The organism is Nocardia jinanensis, assembly GCF_014645735.1.
GTDB lineage: Bacteria > Actinomycetota > Actinomycetes > Mycobacteriales > Mycobacteriaceae > Nocardia > Nocardia jinanensis.
The window spans coordinates 46922-62779 of record NZ_BMMH01000011.1 but is presented as its reverse complement, the minus strand read 5'-3'; the positions used below and the strand labels follow the sequence as shown (position 1 = coordinate 62779).

15 protein-coding genes and 1 riboswitch are annotated in these 15858 nt (G+C 67.5%); of the genes, 10 read left to right on the top strand and 5 right to left on the bottom strand.

Features of this window, described 5'->3' with window-relative positions:
- The first annotated feature begins 328 nt into the window (after positions 1-328).
- A complete protein-coding gene (locus IEY68_RS23520) occupies positions 329-1207 on the top strand; it encodes a TIGR03854 family LLM class F420-dependent oxidoreductase (protein WP_058854109.1) in 879 nt (292 codons plus the stop codon).
- Positions 1208-1279: 72 nt separating this feature from the next.
- On the top strand, positions 1280-1915 hold the full coding sequence (locus IEY68_RS23515; RefSeq protein ID WP_058854110.1) for a LysE family translocator: 636 nt from the start codon (positions 1280-1282) through the stop codon (positions 1913-1915).
- A 26-nt stretch (positions 1916-1941) separates the two neighbouring features.
- Here the strand turns inward: IEY68_RS23515 and IEY68_RS23510 are convergent, their stop codons facing one another.
- Both IEY68_RS23510 and IEY68_RS23505 read right to left on the bottom strand, forming a co-directional pair.
- On the bottom strand, positions 1942-2307 hold the full coding sequence (locus IEY68_RS23510; RefSeq protein WP_058854111.1) for a DUF4345 family protein: 366 nt from the start codon (positions 2305-2307) through the stop codon (positions 1942-1944).
- A 261-nt stretch (positions 2308-2568) separates the two neighbouring features.
- On the bottom strand, positions 2569-3519 hold the full coding sequence (locus IEY68_RS23505; RefSeq protein WP_063916385.1) for a quinone oxidoreductase family protein: 951 nt from the start codon (positions 3517-3519) through the stop codon (positions 2569-2571).
- 92 nt (positions 3520-3611) lie between these two features.
- Here IEY68_RS23505 and IEY68_RS23500 point away from each other — a divergent pair, with 92 nt between their 5' ends.
- Both IEY68_RS23500 and IEY68_RS23495 read left to right on the top strand, forming a co-directional pair.
- Entirely contained in the window at positions 3612-4148 is a 537-nt protein-coding gene (locus IEY68_RS23500; protein ID WP_058854114.1) for a TetR/AcrR family transcriptional regulator, read from the top strand.
- A gap of 134 nt (positions 4149-4282) precedes the next feature.
- A complete protein-coding gene (locus tag IEY68_RS23495; protein WP_373293007.1) occupies positions 4283-4792 on the top strand; it encodes a DUF456 domain-containing protein in 510 nt (169 codons plus the stop codon).
- A gap of 228 nt (positions 4793-5020) precedes the next feature.
- Here IEY68_RS23495 and IEY68_RS23490 read toward each other — a convergent pair whose 3' ends face one another.
- On the bottom strand, positions 5021-5887 hold the full coding sequence (locus IEY68_RS23490; RefSeq protein ID WP_058854116.1) for an amidohydrolase family protein: 867 nt from the start codon (positions 5885-5887) through the stop codon (positions 5021-5023).
- A 71-nt stretch (positions 5888-5958) separates the two neighbouring features.
- A complete protein-coding gene (locus tag IEY68_RS23485; RefSeq protein WP_058854117.1) occupies positions 5959-7347 on the bottom strand; it encodes an FAD-dependent oxidoreductase in 1389 nt (462 codons plus the stop codon).
- 228 nt (positions 7348-7575) lie between these two features.
- Between IEY68_RS23485 and IEY68_RS23480 the strand changes: the two genes are divergently transcribed.
- From IEY68_RS23480 to IEY68_RS23470, 3 genes are all read left to right on the top strand, one after another.
- Positions 7576-8046 (top strand): Rv0361 family membrane protein, encoded by a 471-nt coding sequence (locus IEY68_RS23480; protein WP_156426097.1) that lies wholly within the window; start codon positions 7576-7578, stop codon positions 8044-8046.
- A 64-nt stretch (positions 8047-8110) separates the two neighbouring features.
- Positions 8111-8223, top strand: a riboswitch (SAM riboswitch).
- A 17-nt stretch (positions 8224-8240) separates the two neighbouring features.
- Positions 8241-8657 (top strand): rhodanese-like domain-containing protein, encoded by a 417-nt coding sequence (locus tag IEY68_RS23475; RefSeq protein ID WP_058854119.1) that lies wholly within the window; start codon positions 8241-8243, stop codon positions 8655-8657.
- Complete coding sequence (locus IEY68_RS23470) at positions 8654-9868, top strand: O-succinylhomoserine sulfhydrylase (RefSeq protein ID WP_058854120.1); 1215 nt, start codon at positions 8654-8656, stop codon at positions 9866-9868. Before IEY68_RS23475 ends, IEY68_RS23470 begins: the two co-directional genes overlap by 4 nt.
- A gap of 139 nt (positions 9869-10007) precedes the next feature.
- Here IEY68_RS23470 and IEY68_RS23465 read toward each other — a convergent pair whose 3' ends face one another.
- Entirely contained in the window at positions 10008-10784 is a 777-nt protein-coding gene (locus tag IEY68_RS23465) for an HAD-IIA family hydrolase (RefSeq protein ID WP_156426099.1), read from the bottom strand.
- Positions 10785-11036: 252 nt separating this feature from the next.
- Here IEY68_RS23465 and fgd point away from each other — a divergent pair, with 252 nt between their 5' ends.
- The 3 genes from fgd to IEY68_RS23450 all read left to right on the top strand — a co-directional run bounded on the left by fgd (position 11037) and on the right by IEY68_RS23450 (position 15827).
- Positions 11037-12047, top strand: coding sequence for a glucose-6-phosphate dehydrogenase (coenzyme-F420) (gene fgd / locus IEY68_RS23460; RefSeq protein ID WP_058854122.1), 1011 nt, complete (start codon positions 11037-11039; stop codon positions 12045-12047).
- A gap of 475 nt (positions 12048-12522) precedes the next feature.
- Positions 12523-14595 carry a phosphate acetyltransferase gene (gene pta / locus IEY68_RS23455; protein ID WP_058854123.1) on the top strand — a complete coding sequence of 691 codons (2073 nt, stop codon included), beginning with the start codon at positions 12523-12525 and terminating at the stop codon, positions 14593-14595.
- Positions 14596-14627: 32 nt separating this feature from the next.
- Entirely contained in the window at positions 14628-15827 is a 1200-nt protein-coding gene (locus tag IEY68_RS23450; protein ID WP_058854124.1) for an acetate kinase, read from the top strand.
- Positions 15828-15858 lie beyond the last annotated feature (31 nt).

The following is a 15858-nucleotide window of genomic DNA, read 5'->3' as shown; positions in this document are numbered from 1 at the left end:
CGTCCGGACTAGCGCCCGGACTCTTACGGTTGCGCTCTCACCCAAGCCCCCGACAGCCGGAAGACGAAATCAAAAGCAACGCCCTAGCAGCAGTTATGGCTTGAAGCTATGACACATACCATCTTGTATTCGAGACCGTTTCACAGCTGGATGGGCCGAATGTGTAACGAATTTCGAACTCCGGGCGATGCGCTCGGCCGCCGCCGTGCGCACAAGCCGGGAACAGCGGCCGCGGCTGGTCGAGGTCCTGCGACACCTCGGCGTCACGGCTCGCCGGGATTCCGTAGGGTCGCAGTACGGGCAATTCGTCCAGACCAGGAGCGGCTAGATGAAAGTTAGATTCGGCGTCGGTGCGGGCTCGAACAGCGAACCGGAGAATCTGCCGGAGCTCGTGGACCGGCTGGAGGGCGAAGGGATCGATTCCCTCTGGTTCTCCGAACTGATCTACGCACCGGCTGTGGATCCCACCGTCGGGATGGCGTTCGCGCTATCGCGCACAACCCACTTGAAGGTCGGGACGTCGGTGGCCATCCTGCCCGGCCGCCATCCCGTCCTGGTCGCCGAACAGCTGGCCTCGCTGGCGGCGCTCGCACCGAAACGGGTACTTCCGGTGTTCGGGTTGCAACCGGCCACTCCGCAGGAACGCGATCTGTTCCCCGTGGCCGGGCGGCGCGGAGAAGTATTCGACGAATCCCTGCGGCTGTTGCGCGCCGTCCTCCGCGATGACGATGTGGATTTCGAAGGAGACTATTTCACGGTGCGCGGCGCACGGGTGGGCAGACGCCCGGCCCGGCCCCTGGACATCTGGCTCGGCGGCCGCGCACCCGCCGCGTTCCGGCGCATCGGCCGGTACGGCGACGGCTGGCTGGGCAGCTTCCTGACCCCGGCCGAGGCTGCCGCGGGGGTGGCGGCGATCCATGCCGAGGCCGCGACGGCGGGGCGAGAAATCGAAGCCGATCATTTCGGGATCACGCTGCTGCTGGCGGAGGACGGTATCCCGGCCGATCTATCGGCGGGGATCACACTCCAGCGCCCCGGAACCGACCCGGCCGAACTGGTCGCGGGCAGCTGGCCGGAGCTGCACCGGCTGGTCGACGGCTATCTCGAAGCCGGACTGAGCAAGTTCGTGGTGGTCCCGGCGGGCGGCAAACCACTGGACGGCTTCCTGGATCGTTTCGTCACCGAACTCCTGCCACGTCAGAATTGATACCGGACCCCGGCCCTGCCGACCGCTCATGGTGACGCCGGTCGGCTGCCGCTCATCCAAGTAGGAGACCGAATGACCTCGGCGCCGGCGCAATACGCCGCGTTCGCCGGTGTCATGCTGTTCATCGCGGTTTCGCCGGGCCCGGATATGGCCGTGATCACCGGCCGCGCGCTCACCGGTTGGGCCGCCGGGGCGGCGGCGACGCTGGGCGTGGCGGCCGGGATGTTCCTCTGGGTACTCGCCGCCGTCACCGGGGTGTCGATACTGCTGGAGACTTCGGCGACAGCGTTCCGCGTGGTCGAGATCTCCGGTGCGGTGTATCTGATCTGGCTGGGTGTCGGCTCCCTGCGCGCGGCCCGCCGCACGGCCGTCGCGCCCGATATCGCCGCGTCCGGACCGCGAGCCGCGAGCCGCGTCGGCGATATCGGGCGTGGGTTCCTGTCGAATATTCTCAATCCGAAGGCCGCGGTCCTCTTCGTCGCGTTGATCCCGCCGTTCGTACCGCCCGGCGGGGCGCGGGCGGCGGACGCGATCGCGTTCCCGGCCATCGCGGCCGCGGTCGTGGCAGCCTGGTATCTGGCGCTGACCAGCGTGGTCTCCGCGCTACAGCGGAAGTTCGCCGACGGTCGGGTCCGCGGCCGCATCGATGTGCTCGTCGGTATCGCGCTGATCGCCGTCGGGGCCGGGGTCCTCGCCGGTGCCGGTTAGCCCGTCGGGCCCGCGCACCGGGAACCTCAAGCGACCGCGAGCAGCGCGGCGGCCGCGACCACCTCCACCCAGAAGTAGAACCAGACCGGATAGAACGGAACCGAGCTGTCGAACAACCGGGACAGGGCCCGGCCGGCCGCCATCCCGGCGAGCGCGACAGCGACCGCCAGCACCACGCCCCGCCGCAACTCACCGGTTCCCGCGGCCGCCCAGCCGAGGGCGCCGGCCACCGCCAGCCCGAACCCGCCGTACACGGCGCGGACCTCGGAGCGTCCGCTCGCGGTGGTGACCGGGATACCGAAGGGCGCGGTCGGTTTCGCCGGTGCCGCCAGCGCGTACAGACCCATTGCCGCGAACAGGATCACCGCCACGATCAGAACCACCGGCCGCATCGCTACCTCCACATTCGTCTGCTGATCGGCTCATCATGGCCTGCCTCGACCGGTCCCGGCTTCCGGAAACGTGCTCCCGGCCGGTCGCCGGCGGTGTGCGCGGAACAACCGGGGTTCGCCAGAGTCGAACCGGTCGCCCGGCGCGACCGGGCCATGAGTTCGGTGCCGTGGGCGATCAGCTCCGGTGGCTCCCCGGCGGCGAACCACCGGCGGTCGGCGTTCTCAGCGCGGAACGGCCGCGCGATAGCGACCCGGCCGGATTCAGAGGGTGAGGATGGTCTTGCCGATCGCGGTGCGGGCCTCGAATGCACGGTGGGCCGCCGCGGCCGCCGCGAGGGGCAGGACGGCGCCGATGACCGGATCGAGTTCACCGCGCACGGTCAATTCCTCGGCGCGACGGACCAGTTCCGGCCATCGTTGCGGACGGTAGCCGAGGCTGAACGGGATCAGCGGGGCACCGACCGGAAGCAGCTGCTGCGAACCGATCTCCACCGGATTCCCGCTGGCGGAACCGAAGACGACCATCCGGGCGCCGGGCGCGGTGAGCAGACCGTACGCGTCGCGAGCTGTCTGCCCTCCGACGGTTTCCAGAACAACCGTTACCGGCCCCACCTCCTCGGCCCAACCGGGTCGTGAGTAGTCCACAGTTGTGTCGGCACCCAGGTCGGCGGCCACGCGGCGTTTCGCTTCCCCACTCGCGCCGGCCACAACCCGGGCACCGGCCCGTTTGGCCAACTGCACCAGCAGGGTTCCGATACCGCCACCGGCCGCCTCCACCAGAACCGTGTCACCGGGCCCGATATCGGCGGTCTCGATCACTCCCACCGCCGTCGCCCCCTGTCCGAGCAGCGCGAGCGCCCGGTGTTCGCCGAGCCGTTCGTCGAGCGGAGCGGCGGCCGCCGCGGGAACGACCACCAATTCGGCATAGCTTCCAGCAGCGACGGTTCCGACCACCCGCTCGCCGATCCGGTGTCGTCCGACGCCGGGACCGGCGGCGATCACAGTGCCGGCCACTTCGATACCCGGAATATGCGGCAAGGGCGAGTCGAGCGGATCCGGCACGACGCCGGCGCGCACCTGCACTTCGAAGTAGTTGACACCGGTGGCCGTCGCCCGGACGAGCAGCTCACCCTCTCCCGGCACCGGATCCTCGACCTCTTCGACGCGCAGCACCTCCGGCGCTCCGTATTCGTGATATCGAACTGCACGCACTGGACTCCACCTCTCGTTCCGGACCGATAGTCCGCTTAGTCATCTGTATGATACGGACCAACAGTCCGTTTCTGTCAACAGGAGGAGTCCTGGTGCGTGCCGACGCCGAACGCAATCGCGCCGCGATCCTGACCGTGGCCGGGCGTCTGATCTGCGACGAGAAACGCGACAACATCTCCATGGACGACATCGCGGCGGCCACCGGGGTCGGCAAGGGCACGCTGTTCCGCCGATTCACCGACCGCGAAGGACTCATCCGCGCGCTGGTCGAGGACCGGACCAGCCGGAGCTGGGAGACCGTCCGCGCCCTCGCGGCGGATGCCGCGGAGCCCGTGGGCGATCGGATCCTGGCGGTCGTCGCGGCGGTCTTCGATCTCACCGCGATCGAATTGGCCCCGCTGATGCGCGCCCTGCCCGACGGCTGCCATTCGAACAGCTGGGCACCCTGGCGCGCCCTCCTCGCCGACCTGATCGCACAGGTGGCGCCCGATGCCGACGCCGAGTTCCTGGCCATGGCGATCTTCGCGAGCATGCGTCCGGAGATCACCGATATGATCGCGGGTCGGCGCCACCGCGCCGGCGTACTGGACCTGACCGCCCGCACGCTGGGCCTCGGCAATCCGTCCTGACGCGAGTCCGCAGGTCACCACTCCTTCGCCCTGGTATCCACCGCCGGACCTGCCCGAAATCCGCCAGATCCACCGGGTCCGGCGAACACGCCGCGCCCGCACTGCGGTGAACGGGTACGCACGATCCGGCGGTGATGTCCGATTCGGGTTACTTTGGTGCGGTGAGCGTATGGGGAGAAATCGTTGTCGGCCTGGTGATCCTGGTCGGCCTGGTGGGCATCGTGGTGCCGATTCTGCCGGGAGTGATCTTGATCTTCGGGGCGATCGCCGTCTGGGCGTTCGTCACCGGCGGAACGACGGCGTGGGCGGTGCTGGCGATCAGCACCGTCCTGCTGGTCATCTCAGGCGTCGTGAAATACACCTGGCCGGGGCAGAAATTGAAAGAAGCGGGCGTACCGAACCGGACGCTGCTGCTGGGCGGCATCGCCGGTATCGCCGGGTTCTTCGTGATCCCCGTGGTCGGATTGTTCGTGGGTTTCGTTGTCGGGGTCTACCTTTCCGAACTCCAGCGCCTACCGGACAACCGGCAGGCCTGGGTGTCGAGCAAACACGCGATCAAAGGTGTCGGACTCTCGATCCTGGTGGAACTCCTGGGCGCGCTGCTGGCGAGCGGAGTGTGGGTTATCGGCGCCATCGCGGCGTGAACCCGCCGACCACACCCACGGCCGACAGGTTCACACCGCCGACTCGTATCGCAATGTAGGCAATTCCTCCGACAACAATGCCTTCTCGATCGGATTCGGCGCCCCCGCGATCCGTGCCTCCACCGCAGCTATCCCCCGAACGGATCTTTGTAACGAATATGTTCGACCAGGTCCCGGCCGGCATATTCGCCCACCGTGAAGGTTCCGGGCGGCGTCCCGGCTCGGGCACTATCGAAGGTCGGGGCGCTTATGGATGATCGGCAGCGGGCGGGTCGTCCCGTCGTGCACCGCCGGCCTGTCCTCGCGTGGTGGAACGAACAGCGGCAGAGTCGGAGTCGGGTCCTCGGCGGTGCGGTCGACGGCGGGCAACCCGTAGAACGCGCGGGCGTTGTCCTCGAGAACCGCGTTCATATCGGTGCCGACCACATCGCAGATCAGCTCCACATCCGATTCCCGGAACGGCCGCCCCGCCCGCGTGCCGGGCAGATCACTGCCGAACATCAGCGCCTCCGGATTGACGGCGTGGATCCGGCGCAGCGCCGTGGCGATATCCATATCGACCCGGCCGAAGCCCGTGGCCTTCACCCGCGCACCGCGATCGACCAGGTTCAGCAGATACGACATCCCCTCCTCGGACATTCCGAGATGGTCTACCGAGACCTTCGGCAGTTTCAGGATCACCGGCTGTAGCGAGGCCAGCATCTGGCCGTCCACATAGATTTCCACATGCCAGCCCGCCAGCTCATGAGCGCGCAGGGCCTGCCGGGTCATGCTCGCGATATCGGCGGCCGCGCGTTTGAGGTTGAACCGGACCGCGCGCACCCCGGCCTCGTGCAGGTCGAGGATCTCGGCGTCGGAGGCGTCGGGATCGAGCCGGGTCACCCCGACCCAGCCGGGGCCGAGTTCGGCCAGGGCGGCCCGCAGATAGCTCTGATCATTGCTCTGGAACGACGCGCTCACCACCGCACCACCGGAAGGCCGGAACCGGGTCATCCGCCGCCGGTAGTCGGCGACGGTATAGGGCTCCGGTAGGTAGCCTTCGTTCTCGATCAGCGGAAAACGCGGATCGATGATGTGCACATGGGCGTCGAACACTGCTACAGCATGCCTGAAATGCCGGGGCACCTGCTCCTCCCAACCATGGACCGGGAGGAGCGGGCCACCGATCAGACCTTGTTCGGTTCGCTGGCGCGCAGCATATCCTCGCGCTCGACGACCTTGACCCGCTCGCGGCCCTCGGGTTCGCCCAGCGACCGCTCGTGCGCATCGAGCCGGTACCAGCCGGCCCAGGTGGTGAACGGAATACCCCGGCCCTCCAGGAATTCGAGCACAGCTTCGGGCTCGGGGCTCTCGGCCGCGCCGAAATTCGCGCTGTCGTCGATGAGGCAGGCGACCGTTTCGTTCGCATCGCCCTTGGTGTGGCCGATGAGCCCGACCGGGCCGCGCTTGATCCAGCCGGTCACATAGGTGCCGGGCAGGTAGCGGGCGGGGCCGTCGGCGTTCTCGTCGATCAGGACCCGGCCGGCCTCGTTCGGGATGACACCGGCCTGATCGTCGAAGGGCAGTTCCGAGATGTTCTGGGACAGGTAGCCGACGGCCCGGTAGATCGCCTGCACATCCCATTCCCGGAACGTGCCGGTGCCCTTCACATTGCCGGTGCCGTCGAGCTGGGTGCGTTCGGTGCGCAGACCCACGACCTTGCCGTCGGAGCCCAGGATCTCGGCGGGGGATTCGAAGAAGTGCAGGAACAGCTTGTGCGGGCGCTCGCCCTGATCGCGAATGGCCCACTGCTCGAGGGTATTGGCGACCATATCGACCTGCTTGGAGTGGCGGCGCGCGGCCTCGGAACCCTCGTCGTAGTCGATGTCCTCCGGATCGACGATGACCTCGATCGTCGGCGAATGGTCGAGTTCGCGCAGTTCCAGCGGGGTGAATTTGGCCTGCGCCGGGCCGCGGCGGCCGAACACGTGCACCTCGAGGGCCTTGTTCTGCTTCAGTCCCTCGTACACGTTCGGCGGGATCTCGGTCGGCAGCAGTTCGTCGCCGGTCTTGGCCAGCACGCGCGCCACATCGAGCGCCACATTGCCGACGCCGAGGACCGCTACCTTCTCCGCGTCCAGCGGCCAGGTGCGTGGCACGTCCGGATGGCCGTCGTACCAGGACACGAAGTCGGCCGCGCCGTAGGAACCGTCCAGATCGATACCCGTGATCGGCAGCGCCCGGTCGGCGTTGGCGCCGGTGGAGAAGATCACCGCGTCATAGAAGCGGCGCAGATCCGACAGAGTGATATCGGTGCCGTAGTCGATATTGCCGAGCAGGCGCACCTGCTCCTTGTCCAGCACCTTGTGCAGGGCGGTGACGATTCCCTTGATCCGCGGATGGTCCGGAGCGACGCCGTAGCGGATCAGTCCGAACGGGGCGGGCATCCGCTCGAACAGGTCGATCGAGACGTCTGCATCGGATTTCATCAACGCGTCAGCGGCATAGATACCGGCCGGTCCGGCCCCGACGATCGCGATCCGAAGCGGGCGGTTCGCTTCCTTCTGCTCGGTCATCTGTTACGCGCACCCTTATCGGTCGAAAGAATCACTGGCGTTGTTGTTAGCTCAGGCTAACTTGACGCGCGGCCCATATGCACCTACATCGCGTCGTTCGCGGGCGGCTGGTCGCCGTTCGTCGTCCCACGTCTGTGCGGGTAGCGATGTGCTGTGGTACCCGCCTCCCCTGTGATTCTATCGGGGTCCGGGCACGGACCGATCCAGGGACCAGGGATGATCGTCGGTATGACCGATGCCGGAGGAGCCGACGAGCAGGCGGCCGGGAAATCGGGCGACGGTGAACCACCGCGCTCGATCACCCCGTTCATCGTGGCCGCGGTGGTTGCCGCCCTGGTCCTGGGCGGTGTGCTGATCGCCGGACTGGTGTCGCCCGTTGAGAAAAATGTCACAGATTCCGACCGGATCGCCGGAGCGGTCCGTGAGTTCGCCGAGGCGAGCAGCCGCTACGGGGTGGAGCCGCCACGCGAGGCGGTCTGCCCCGGCTTCGTTCCCGCGCGCTCACCGCTGGCCGGGCAGCTGAAGCCCGGCGAGACCGGGAAGGACATCGAGATCGCGAGATTCGGCCCCGTCCAGGTCAACGGCGATACGGCGACCATCGAGGTGACCAGCGAAGTCGAGGGCGAGGAGAAGACCGCGACCTGGTGGCTGTTCCTCACCGACGGCGACTGGCTGGTGTGCAACCTGCCGGTCGAATGATTCCGCCGGGAGCGTCAACCAACGTTTGACAGGGCCGGGCCGGGCCGGGCAATCTCATGAATTGGGTCATGAGTACCAGTACCAAGCCCCGGCTCGCTGGTCGGCAACCCTCCTCCGCGGTGGGGTGCTCCGGGTGACGACCTGGCGCGCATCGATCGGATGCGGCAAGTGCGGATTCGTAGGAGGTGCCACGTATGAGTTACGCAGGGGATATCGGCCCGCAGCAGGCATGGGAACTGCTGACCGAGAATCCGGACGCAGTCCTGGTGGATGTGCGGACCGAAGCCGAGTGGAAGTTCGTCGGAGTACCCGATACCAGCCCGATCGCCAAGCCCACCCTGCTGGTGGAGTGGGTCGACGGTACCGGTGCCCGCAATACCGAATTCCTCGACCAACTGCGTAGCGCGCTGGCCGGCCACCCCGCCGACGCACCCGTCCTCTTCCTGTGTCGCTCCGGTCAGCGTTCGGCGCATGCCGCCGACGCCGCGACCGCGGCCGGTATCGCACCCGCCTACAACATCAGCGAGGGATTCGAGGGTCCGCTGGACGAACTCGGACACCGCGGCGGCGCCGGCTGGCGGGCCCAGGGACTCCCCTGGCGGCAGTCGTGATCGGCGGCGGCTCGTTCGAACGTCCGCTACCCGAAGGCGTCGGCCCGGCGACGCTGGGCGTGCGCGGCGGCCTGAGCAGGTCGGGGTTCGACGAAACCTCCGAGGCCCTGTACCTGAACTCCGGATTCGTCTACGCCAGCGCCGAAGCGGCCGAGGCCGCGTTCACCGGCGACAATCCGCACTACGTGTACTCCCGCTACGGCAACCCCACGGTGACCACCTTCCAGGAGCGGATGCGGCTGCTCGACAGCGCCGAAGCCTGTTTCGCGACCGCCAGCGGTATGGCGGCGGTCTTCGTCGCCCTCGGCGCTCTGCTGAAGGCGGGCGATCGGCTGGTGGCCGCCCGCAGCCTGTTCGGGTCCTGTTTCGTGGTGTGCAACGAGATCCTGCCCCGCTGGGGTGTGGAGACGGTTTTCGTCGACGGTGAAGACCTCGACCAGTGGGAAGCCGCCCTGTCCGAGCCCACCACCGCGGTGTTCTTCGAAACCCCGGCCAACCCGATGCAGACCCTGGTCGACGTGCGCAAGGTCTGCGAACTGGCCCACGCCGCGGGTGCGAAGGTGGTCCTGGACAATGTGTTCGCCACCCCACTGCTGCAGCGTGGATTCGAACTCGGCGCCGATGTGGTGGTCTACTCGGGCACCAAACACATCGACGGCCAGGGCCGGGTGCTGGGCGGCGCGATCCTCGGTACATCGGAGTACATCGAGGGCCCGGTGAAGACGCTGATGCGTCACACCGGACCCGCGCTGAGCCCGTTCAACGCCTGGACGCTGCTCAAAGGGCTGGAAACCATGCCGCTGCGGGTCCGGCAGTCCAGCGATTCGGCGCTGCGGATCGCGCGCTACCTCGACGAGCATCCGGCGGTGAGCTGGGTCCGGTATCCGTTCCTGGAATCGCACCCGCAATACGCGCTGGCGACCGAACAAATGAGCGGCGGCGGCACTGTGGTGACCTTCGAACTCGAGGCCGCCGCCGATCTCGCCAAGAAACGCGCCTTCGAAGTACTGAACAGGCTGCGGATCGTCGATATCTCCAACAACCTGGGCGATGCGAAATCCCTCATCACCCACCCGGCGACCACCACCCACCGGGCGATGGGCCCGGAAGGCCGCGCGAGCATCGGGCTGTCGGACGGTGTCGTGCGGATCTCGGTCGGCCTCGAGGATATCGAAGACCTGCTGGGCGACCTGGAACACGCGCTGGGTTGATCTGCGGCGCCTCCGGCGCCGCGTGGTCGGATGCCGACCTGGGACATAGGCACGGAGGGCGACGACAATATGTCCCGACAGGCCTGACCCAGGACGGGCGCCGGCAGGACTCGGACGGACGGATCGGGGGCAGCCCGGGTCAGTGCGGCGAGGTCGACTCGGCGGCGAACGGGGTCCGTACCCGCCCCGCCAGGTCGGCCACCGAGTTCAGGACCATGGTCGGCCGGTAGGGGTAGTGCTCGACCGACATCTTCGTCGAGATACCGGAGGTCACCAGGATGGTGCGCATACCGGCCTCCATCCCGGAGATCACATCGGTGTCCATCCGGTCGCCGATCATCACGCTGGTCTGTGAGTGGGCGTTGATCCGGCGCAGCGCCGAACGCATCATCAACGGGTTCGGCTTGCCGATGTAGTAGGGGTCGCGGCCGGTGGCGCGGGTGATCAGGGCGGCCACCGAACCGGTCGCGGGTAGTACACCGTCGCGGGACGGACCGGTCGGGTCGGGGTTGGTGGCGATGAACCGCGCACCCCGCTCGACCAGCCGGATCGCCGTGGTGATCGCCTCGAACGAGTAGGTGCGGGTCTCCCCCAGCACCACATAGTCGGGGTCCACCTCGGTCAGCACATAACCGATCTCGTGCAGCGCGGTGGTCAACCCGGACTCACCGACCACATAGGCGGTCCCACCCGGCCGCTGCTCGTTGAGGAAGCTCGCCGTGGCCAGGGCGGAGGTCCAGATCGAATGCTCGGGGATCTCCAGCCCGGTCTGCCGCAATCGTGCCTGCAGATCGCGCGGGGTGCGGATGGAGTTGTTGGTCAAGACCAGGAACGGGATCTCCTCGGCCCGCAATTCGGCGAGGAATTCGTCGGCGCCGGGGACCATATGGTCCTCGTGCACCAGCACCCCGTCCATATCGGTGAGGTAGGACAGAATCCGGTCGTCTGTGCTCACTCATCGATTCTGCGCTTCGCGGGCCCAGGGGTGGGTATGCCGCGCCCGCAGTGACGAACGCGAGCCGAGAACGAGACCACCGGACACCACGGCGTACCTGCGCGCTCGCCGCGGTCACTCGCGGGCTGCGGGTGGGCTCGGCCCAACTGCGCCTATTAGGGTCGAATCCGGGCCGGAAACGGTCCGGCCACAACGCGACAGGAGTGGGCGCAAATGGGTGAGCTGAAGCTCGGATACAAAGCGTCGGCGGAACAATTCGGACCCCGTGAACTGGTAGAGCTGGCGGTACTGGTCGAGGAACACGGCCTCGACAGCGCCACGGTCAGCGACCATTTCCAGCCGTGGCGGCACAAGGGCGGCCACGCACCGTTCTCCCTGGCCTGGCTGGCCGCGGCGGGTGAGCGTACCGAGCGGATCCTGCTCGGTACGTCGGTACTCACCCCCACCTTCCGGTACAACCCCGCCGTGATCGCGCAGGCGTTCGCGACACTGGGCTGCCTGTATCCGGGTCGGGTGATGCTGGGTGTGGGCACCGGCGAGGCCCTGAACGAGATCGCCACCGGCTACTCGGGGGAATGGCCGGAGTTCAAGGAGCGGTTCGCGCGGCTGCGGGAATCGGTGGATCTGATGCGCGCCCTGTGGACCGGCGCCCGGACCGATTTCGACGGTAACTACTACAAGACGGTCGGCGCCTCCATCTACGACGTACCCGAAGGCGGGATCCCGGTCTACATCGCCGCCGGCGGCCCGGTGGTGGCCCGGTACGCGGGTCGCGCGGGCGACGGTTTCATCTGCACCTCGGGTAAGGGCATGGACCTGTACACGGAGAAGCTGATGCCGGCTGTCGCGGAGGGCGCGGCGAAGGTGGACCGTGAGGTCAGCACAATCGACCGGATGATCGAGATCAAGATCTCCTACGACACCGATCCCGAACTCGCGCTCGAGAACACCCGTTTCTGGGCACCGCTGTCGCTGACCCCCGAACAGAAGCACAGCATCCACGATCCGATCGAAATGGAAGAAGCGGCCGACGCGCTCCCGATCGAACAGATCGCCAAACGCTGGGTCGTCGCCAGCGACCCGGACCAGGCGGTCGAACTGGTGCAGCCGTACGTCGACGCGGGCCTGAACCACCTGGTCTTCCACGCACCCGGCCACGACCAGAAACGCTTCCTGGACCTGTTTCAGCGCGACCTGGCCCCCCGGCTGCGGAAACTGGGGTAAGCGGAAGGACGGCGGGTGCCTGCGATATCCGCCCCAACGGGATACCGCAGGCAACCTCGGCGGTACACCATAGCGGTGGCTATCGGGCACGCAGCCGGTAGCGAGGCGACGATCCGGACGGGCCCGATTCCTTCGCCTGATACAGGAGCGCCGGCGATTCGAACGGGCCGGTCGGTGAGTCCGAGAGATATCCGACGATATCCGGACTTTAGGGTGCCGTGGTGTCCTGGGTCACCAGCAGAAAATTTCGATCGTTCATCACAACGGCCTCGATTCCCGCGATGACCACGAACAGCGTCTCCGCGCTCGGCAACAGCCCTTGACCGGCCCGGTTCCGGCACCGCACGGTCGAGTTCGCCGCGCACAACGGAGGAGTCCTATGGAGCGGGCGCGGCCGGCCCCAGCCCTCCGCGGAAGGATGACACCTGGACCCGCCCACGCGCACGTGCGCACCTGCGCACCATAAACTCACCGTATGGCCGAGGTTGCTGCGTCCAGTGTGTACATCGCATCGCCGGAGGGCGATACCGGTAAATCGACCGTGGCGCTCGGCGTGCTGCAGATGTTGTGTGCGACCACCGCGCGGGTGGGGGTGTTCCGGCCGATCACCCGGTCGGCCACCGAGCCCGACTACATTCTCGAGCTGCTGCTCGAACACAGCACCGTCGATATCGAATACCAGCAGGCCGTGGGCGTCGGCTACGAACAGGTGCACGCCGATCCGGACGCCGCGATCTCCGAGATCGTGGAGCGGTACCACGCGGTCGCGGCTGTCTGCGACGCCGTGGTAATCGTGGGCAGCGATTACACCGATGTGGCCAGTCCCAGCGAACTGCGGTTCAATGCCCGGATCGCGGTGAATCTGGGGGCGCCGGTGCTGCTGGTGGTGCGGGGGGCGCGGCGTTCGGCCGAGGAGGTCGAGCAACTGGTGGAATTGTGCGCGGCCGAGTTGAAGTCCGAGCACGCGCAACTCGCGGCGATCATCGCCAATCGCTGCGCGCCCGGGGAACTCGATACCGTGCGGGAGGCGCTCGTACCGTTCGGGGTGCCGTCGTGGAGCCTGCCCGAGGTGCCGCTGCTGATCTCGCCCACCATGGCGGAGTTGTGCGAGGCCCTGGACGGCCATATGTACAGCGGCGACCCCGAATTGCTGCACCGGGAGGCACTCGGGGTGATGGTCGGCGGCATGACCGCCGAGCACATTCTGGAGCGTCTGTACGACGGGGCGGTGGTCATCGCGCCCGGCGACCGCTCCGATGTTCTGCTCAGTGTGGTGAACGCGCACGAGGCGGAGAGTTTTCCGTCGCTGGCCGGGATCATCATGAACGGCGGGTTGCTCCCGCATCCGGCGATCGCGCGGCTCATCACCGGGCTGAAACCGCGATTACCCATCTTGACCACCGGTCTGGGCACCTACGAGACCGCCGGGGTCGCGCACCGCACCCGCGGCCGGATGTCGACGCACAATCCGCGCAAGGTGGATACGGCGCTGGCGCTGATGGAAACCCGTGTCGATGCCGCGGATTTCCTGCGCCGGCTGGAGGTCCCGCTGACCAGCGTGGTGACCCCGCAGATGTTCGAATACCAGCTGATCGAACGCGCGCGGGCCGACCGTAAGACGATCGTGCTGCCCGAGGGTGACGACGACCGGGTGCTGCGCGCGGCGGGGCGGGTCCTGCAACGCAAGATCGCGGACCTGATCATCCTCGGCGACGAGACGGCGATCCGCGCCCGGGCCGCGGAGCTGGGTGTGGATATCACCGATGCCCGGGTGCTCGACCCCCGGACCTCCGAACATCTCGACGATTTCGCCCGCGAATACACCGAACTACGCAAGCACAAAGGGATGACGCTGGAGCGGGCGCGGGAGACGGTGTCCGATATCTCGTACTTCGGCACCATGATGGTGCATCGCGGTATCGCCGACGGCATGGTGTCGGGGGCGGCGCACACCACCGCGCATACGATCCGGCCCTCGTTCGAGATCATCAAAACTGTGCCCGGGGTTTCGACGGTGTCGAGTGTGTTTCTCATGTGCCTGGCCGACCGGGTGCTGGCCTACGGCGACTGTGCGGTGGTCCCGGACCCGAGTTCCGAACAGCTCGCCGATATAGCCGTCTCGTCGGCCGCGACCGCGACCCGCTTCGGTATCGACGCCCGCGTGGCGATGCTCTCGTACTCGACGGGCGAATCCGGTAGCGGCGCGGACGTGGACAAGGTGCGGGTGGCCACGGGACTGGTCCGCGAGCGGGCGCCGGAGCTGCCGGTCGAGGGACCGATCCAATACGACGCGGCGATCGAACCCACGGTCGCCGACGCCAAACTGCCCGGCTCCGAAGTGGCCGGGCGGGCGACCGTTTTCGTCTTCCCCGACCTCAATACCGGTAACAACACATACAAGGCGGTACAGCGCAGTGCGGGGGCGGTCGCGATCGGGCCGGTACTACAGGGGTTGCGCAAACCGGTGAACGACCTGTCCCGCGGCGCACTGGTCACCGATATCGTGAACACGGTGGCCATCACCGCCATTCAAGCGCAGGACCAGTGACCGCGGCGCGGTCCGGCGAAAGGGAGACGGCAGTGGGCGGCAACCTGGTGCTGGTGGTCAATTCCGGTTCGTCCTCGATCAAATATCAGTTGCTGGACCCGGATTCGGGCACGATCGCGGCGGCGGGCCTGGTGGAGCGGATCGGCGAGGACGGCGGTGCGATCGAACACACCGCGGATGGCCGGACCCTGACCGAGCAGGTCGTGATTCCCGACCACACAGCGGGGTTGCGGCTGGCATTCGAGAAGTTCGCCGATACCGGCCACGACCTGACCGCGGCCGGAGTGACCGCGGTCGGTCACCGGGTCGTACACGGCGGTGAGGTGTTCTACGAGCCCACGCTGGTCGACGCCCGGGTGCTGGCCGCGATCGATGAACTGTCGGCGCTGGCGCCGCTGCACAATCCGGCGAACGTACGGGGTATCGCGGCGGTACGCACCCTGTTGCCCGATATTCCGCAGGTCGCGGTATTCGATACCGCGTTCTTCCACGGCCTGCCCGATGCCGCGAAGACCTATGCCATCGACGCGCAGGTCGCGGCGGCGCACGGTATCCGCCGGTACGGATTCCACGGCACCTCGCACGAATACGTCTCCGGCCGGGTCGCCGAGTTCCTGAACCGCCCACCCGAATCGATCGACCAGATCGTCTTCCACCTCGGTAACGGCGCCTCGGTCTCGGCGCTGCGCGGCGGGCAGCCGGTGGACACGAGTATGGGGCTGACTCCCTTGGAGGGCCTGGTCATGGGCACCCGCTCGGGCGACCTGGATCCCGGGATCATCCTCCATCTCATGCGTACCGCGCATATGGACGTCAACGGCGTCGATCGTCTGCTCAACCGCGGGTCGGGTCTGCGCGGTCTGGCGGGGGTCAACGATTTCCGGGAGTTGCGGCGGCTCATCGGCGCGGGCGATGCCGCGGCTCGACTGGCCTACGACGTGTACGTACACCGCCTCCGCCACTACCTCGGCGCGTACCTGATCGAGCTCGGCGGGGTCGACGCGATCACGTTCACGGCGGGCGTCGGCGAGAACAACCCCGATGTTCGCGCCGACACCCTCGCCGGGCTGTCCCGGTTCGGTATCGCGGTCGACCCGGACCGCAATACGGCACGGGAGCGCACCGCGCGGCGGATCTCCCCGCCGGACGCGAAGGTAGAGGTCCTGGTGGTGCCGACGAACGAGGAACTCGCCATCGCCCGCGCGGCGGCGGACCTCACCCAAACGGCCTGAGTCCGCGCGCAGTCGACCGTCCACAGATCGG

Bases quoted from the DNA above. Each gene is read 5' to 3' on its own strand.
- IEY68_RS23520 (WP_058854109.1), top strand. From the start codon at position 329: ATGAAAGTTAGATTCGGCGTCGGTGCGGGCTCGAACAGCGAACCGGAG.
- IEY68_RS23515 (WP_058854110.1), top strand. From the start codon at position 1,280: ATGACCTCGGCGCCGGCGCAATACGCCGCGTTCGCCGGTGTCATGCTG.
- IEY68_RS23510 (WP_058854111.1), bottom strand. From the start codon at position 2,307: ATGCGGCCGGTGGTTCTGATCGTGGCGGTGATCCTGTTCGCGGCAATG.
- IEY68_RS23495 (WP_373293007.1), top strand. From the start codon at position 4,283: ATGTCCGATTCGGGTTACTTTGGTGCGGTGAGCGTATGGGGAGAAATC.
- IEY68_RS23485 (WP_058854117.1), bottom strand. From the start codon at position 7,347: ATGACCGAGCAGAAGGAAGCGAACCGCCCGCTTCGGATCGCGATCGTC.
- IEY68_RS23480 (WP_156426097.1), top strand. From the start codon at position 7,576: ATGACCGATGCCGGAGGAGCCGACGAGCAGGCGGCCGGGAAATCGGGC.
- IEY68_RS23475 (WP_058854119.1), top strand. From the start codon at position 8,241: ATGAGTTACGCAGGGGATATCGGCCCGCAGCAGGCATGGGAACTGCTG.
- IEY68_RS23465 (WP_156426099.1), bottom strand. From the start codon at position 10,784: ATGGACGGGGTGCTGGTGCACGAGGACCATATGGTCCCCGGCGCCGAC.
- fgd (WP_058854122.1), top strand. From the start codon at position 11,037: ATGGGTGAGCTGAAGCTCGGATACAAAGCGTCGGCGGAACAATTCGGA.
- pta (WP_058854123.1), top strand. From the start codon at position 12,523: ATGGCCGAGGTTGCTGCGTCCAGTGTGTACATCGCATCGCCGGAGGGC.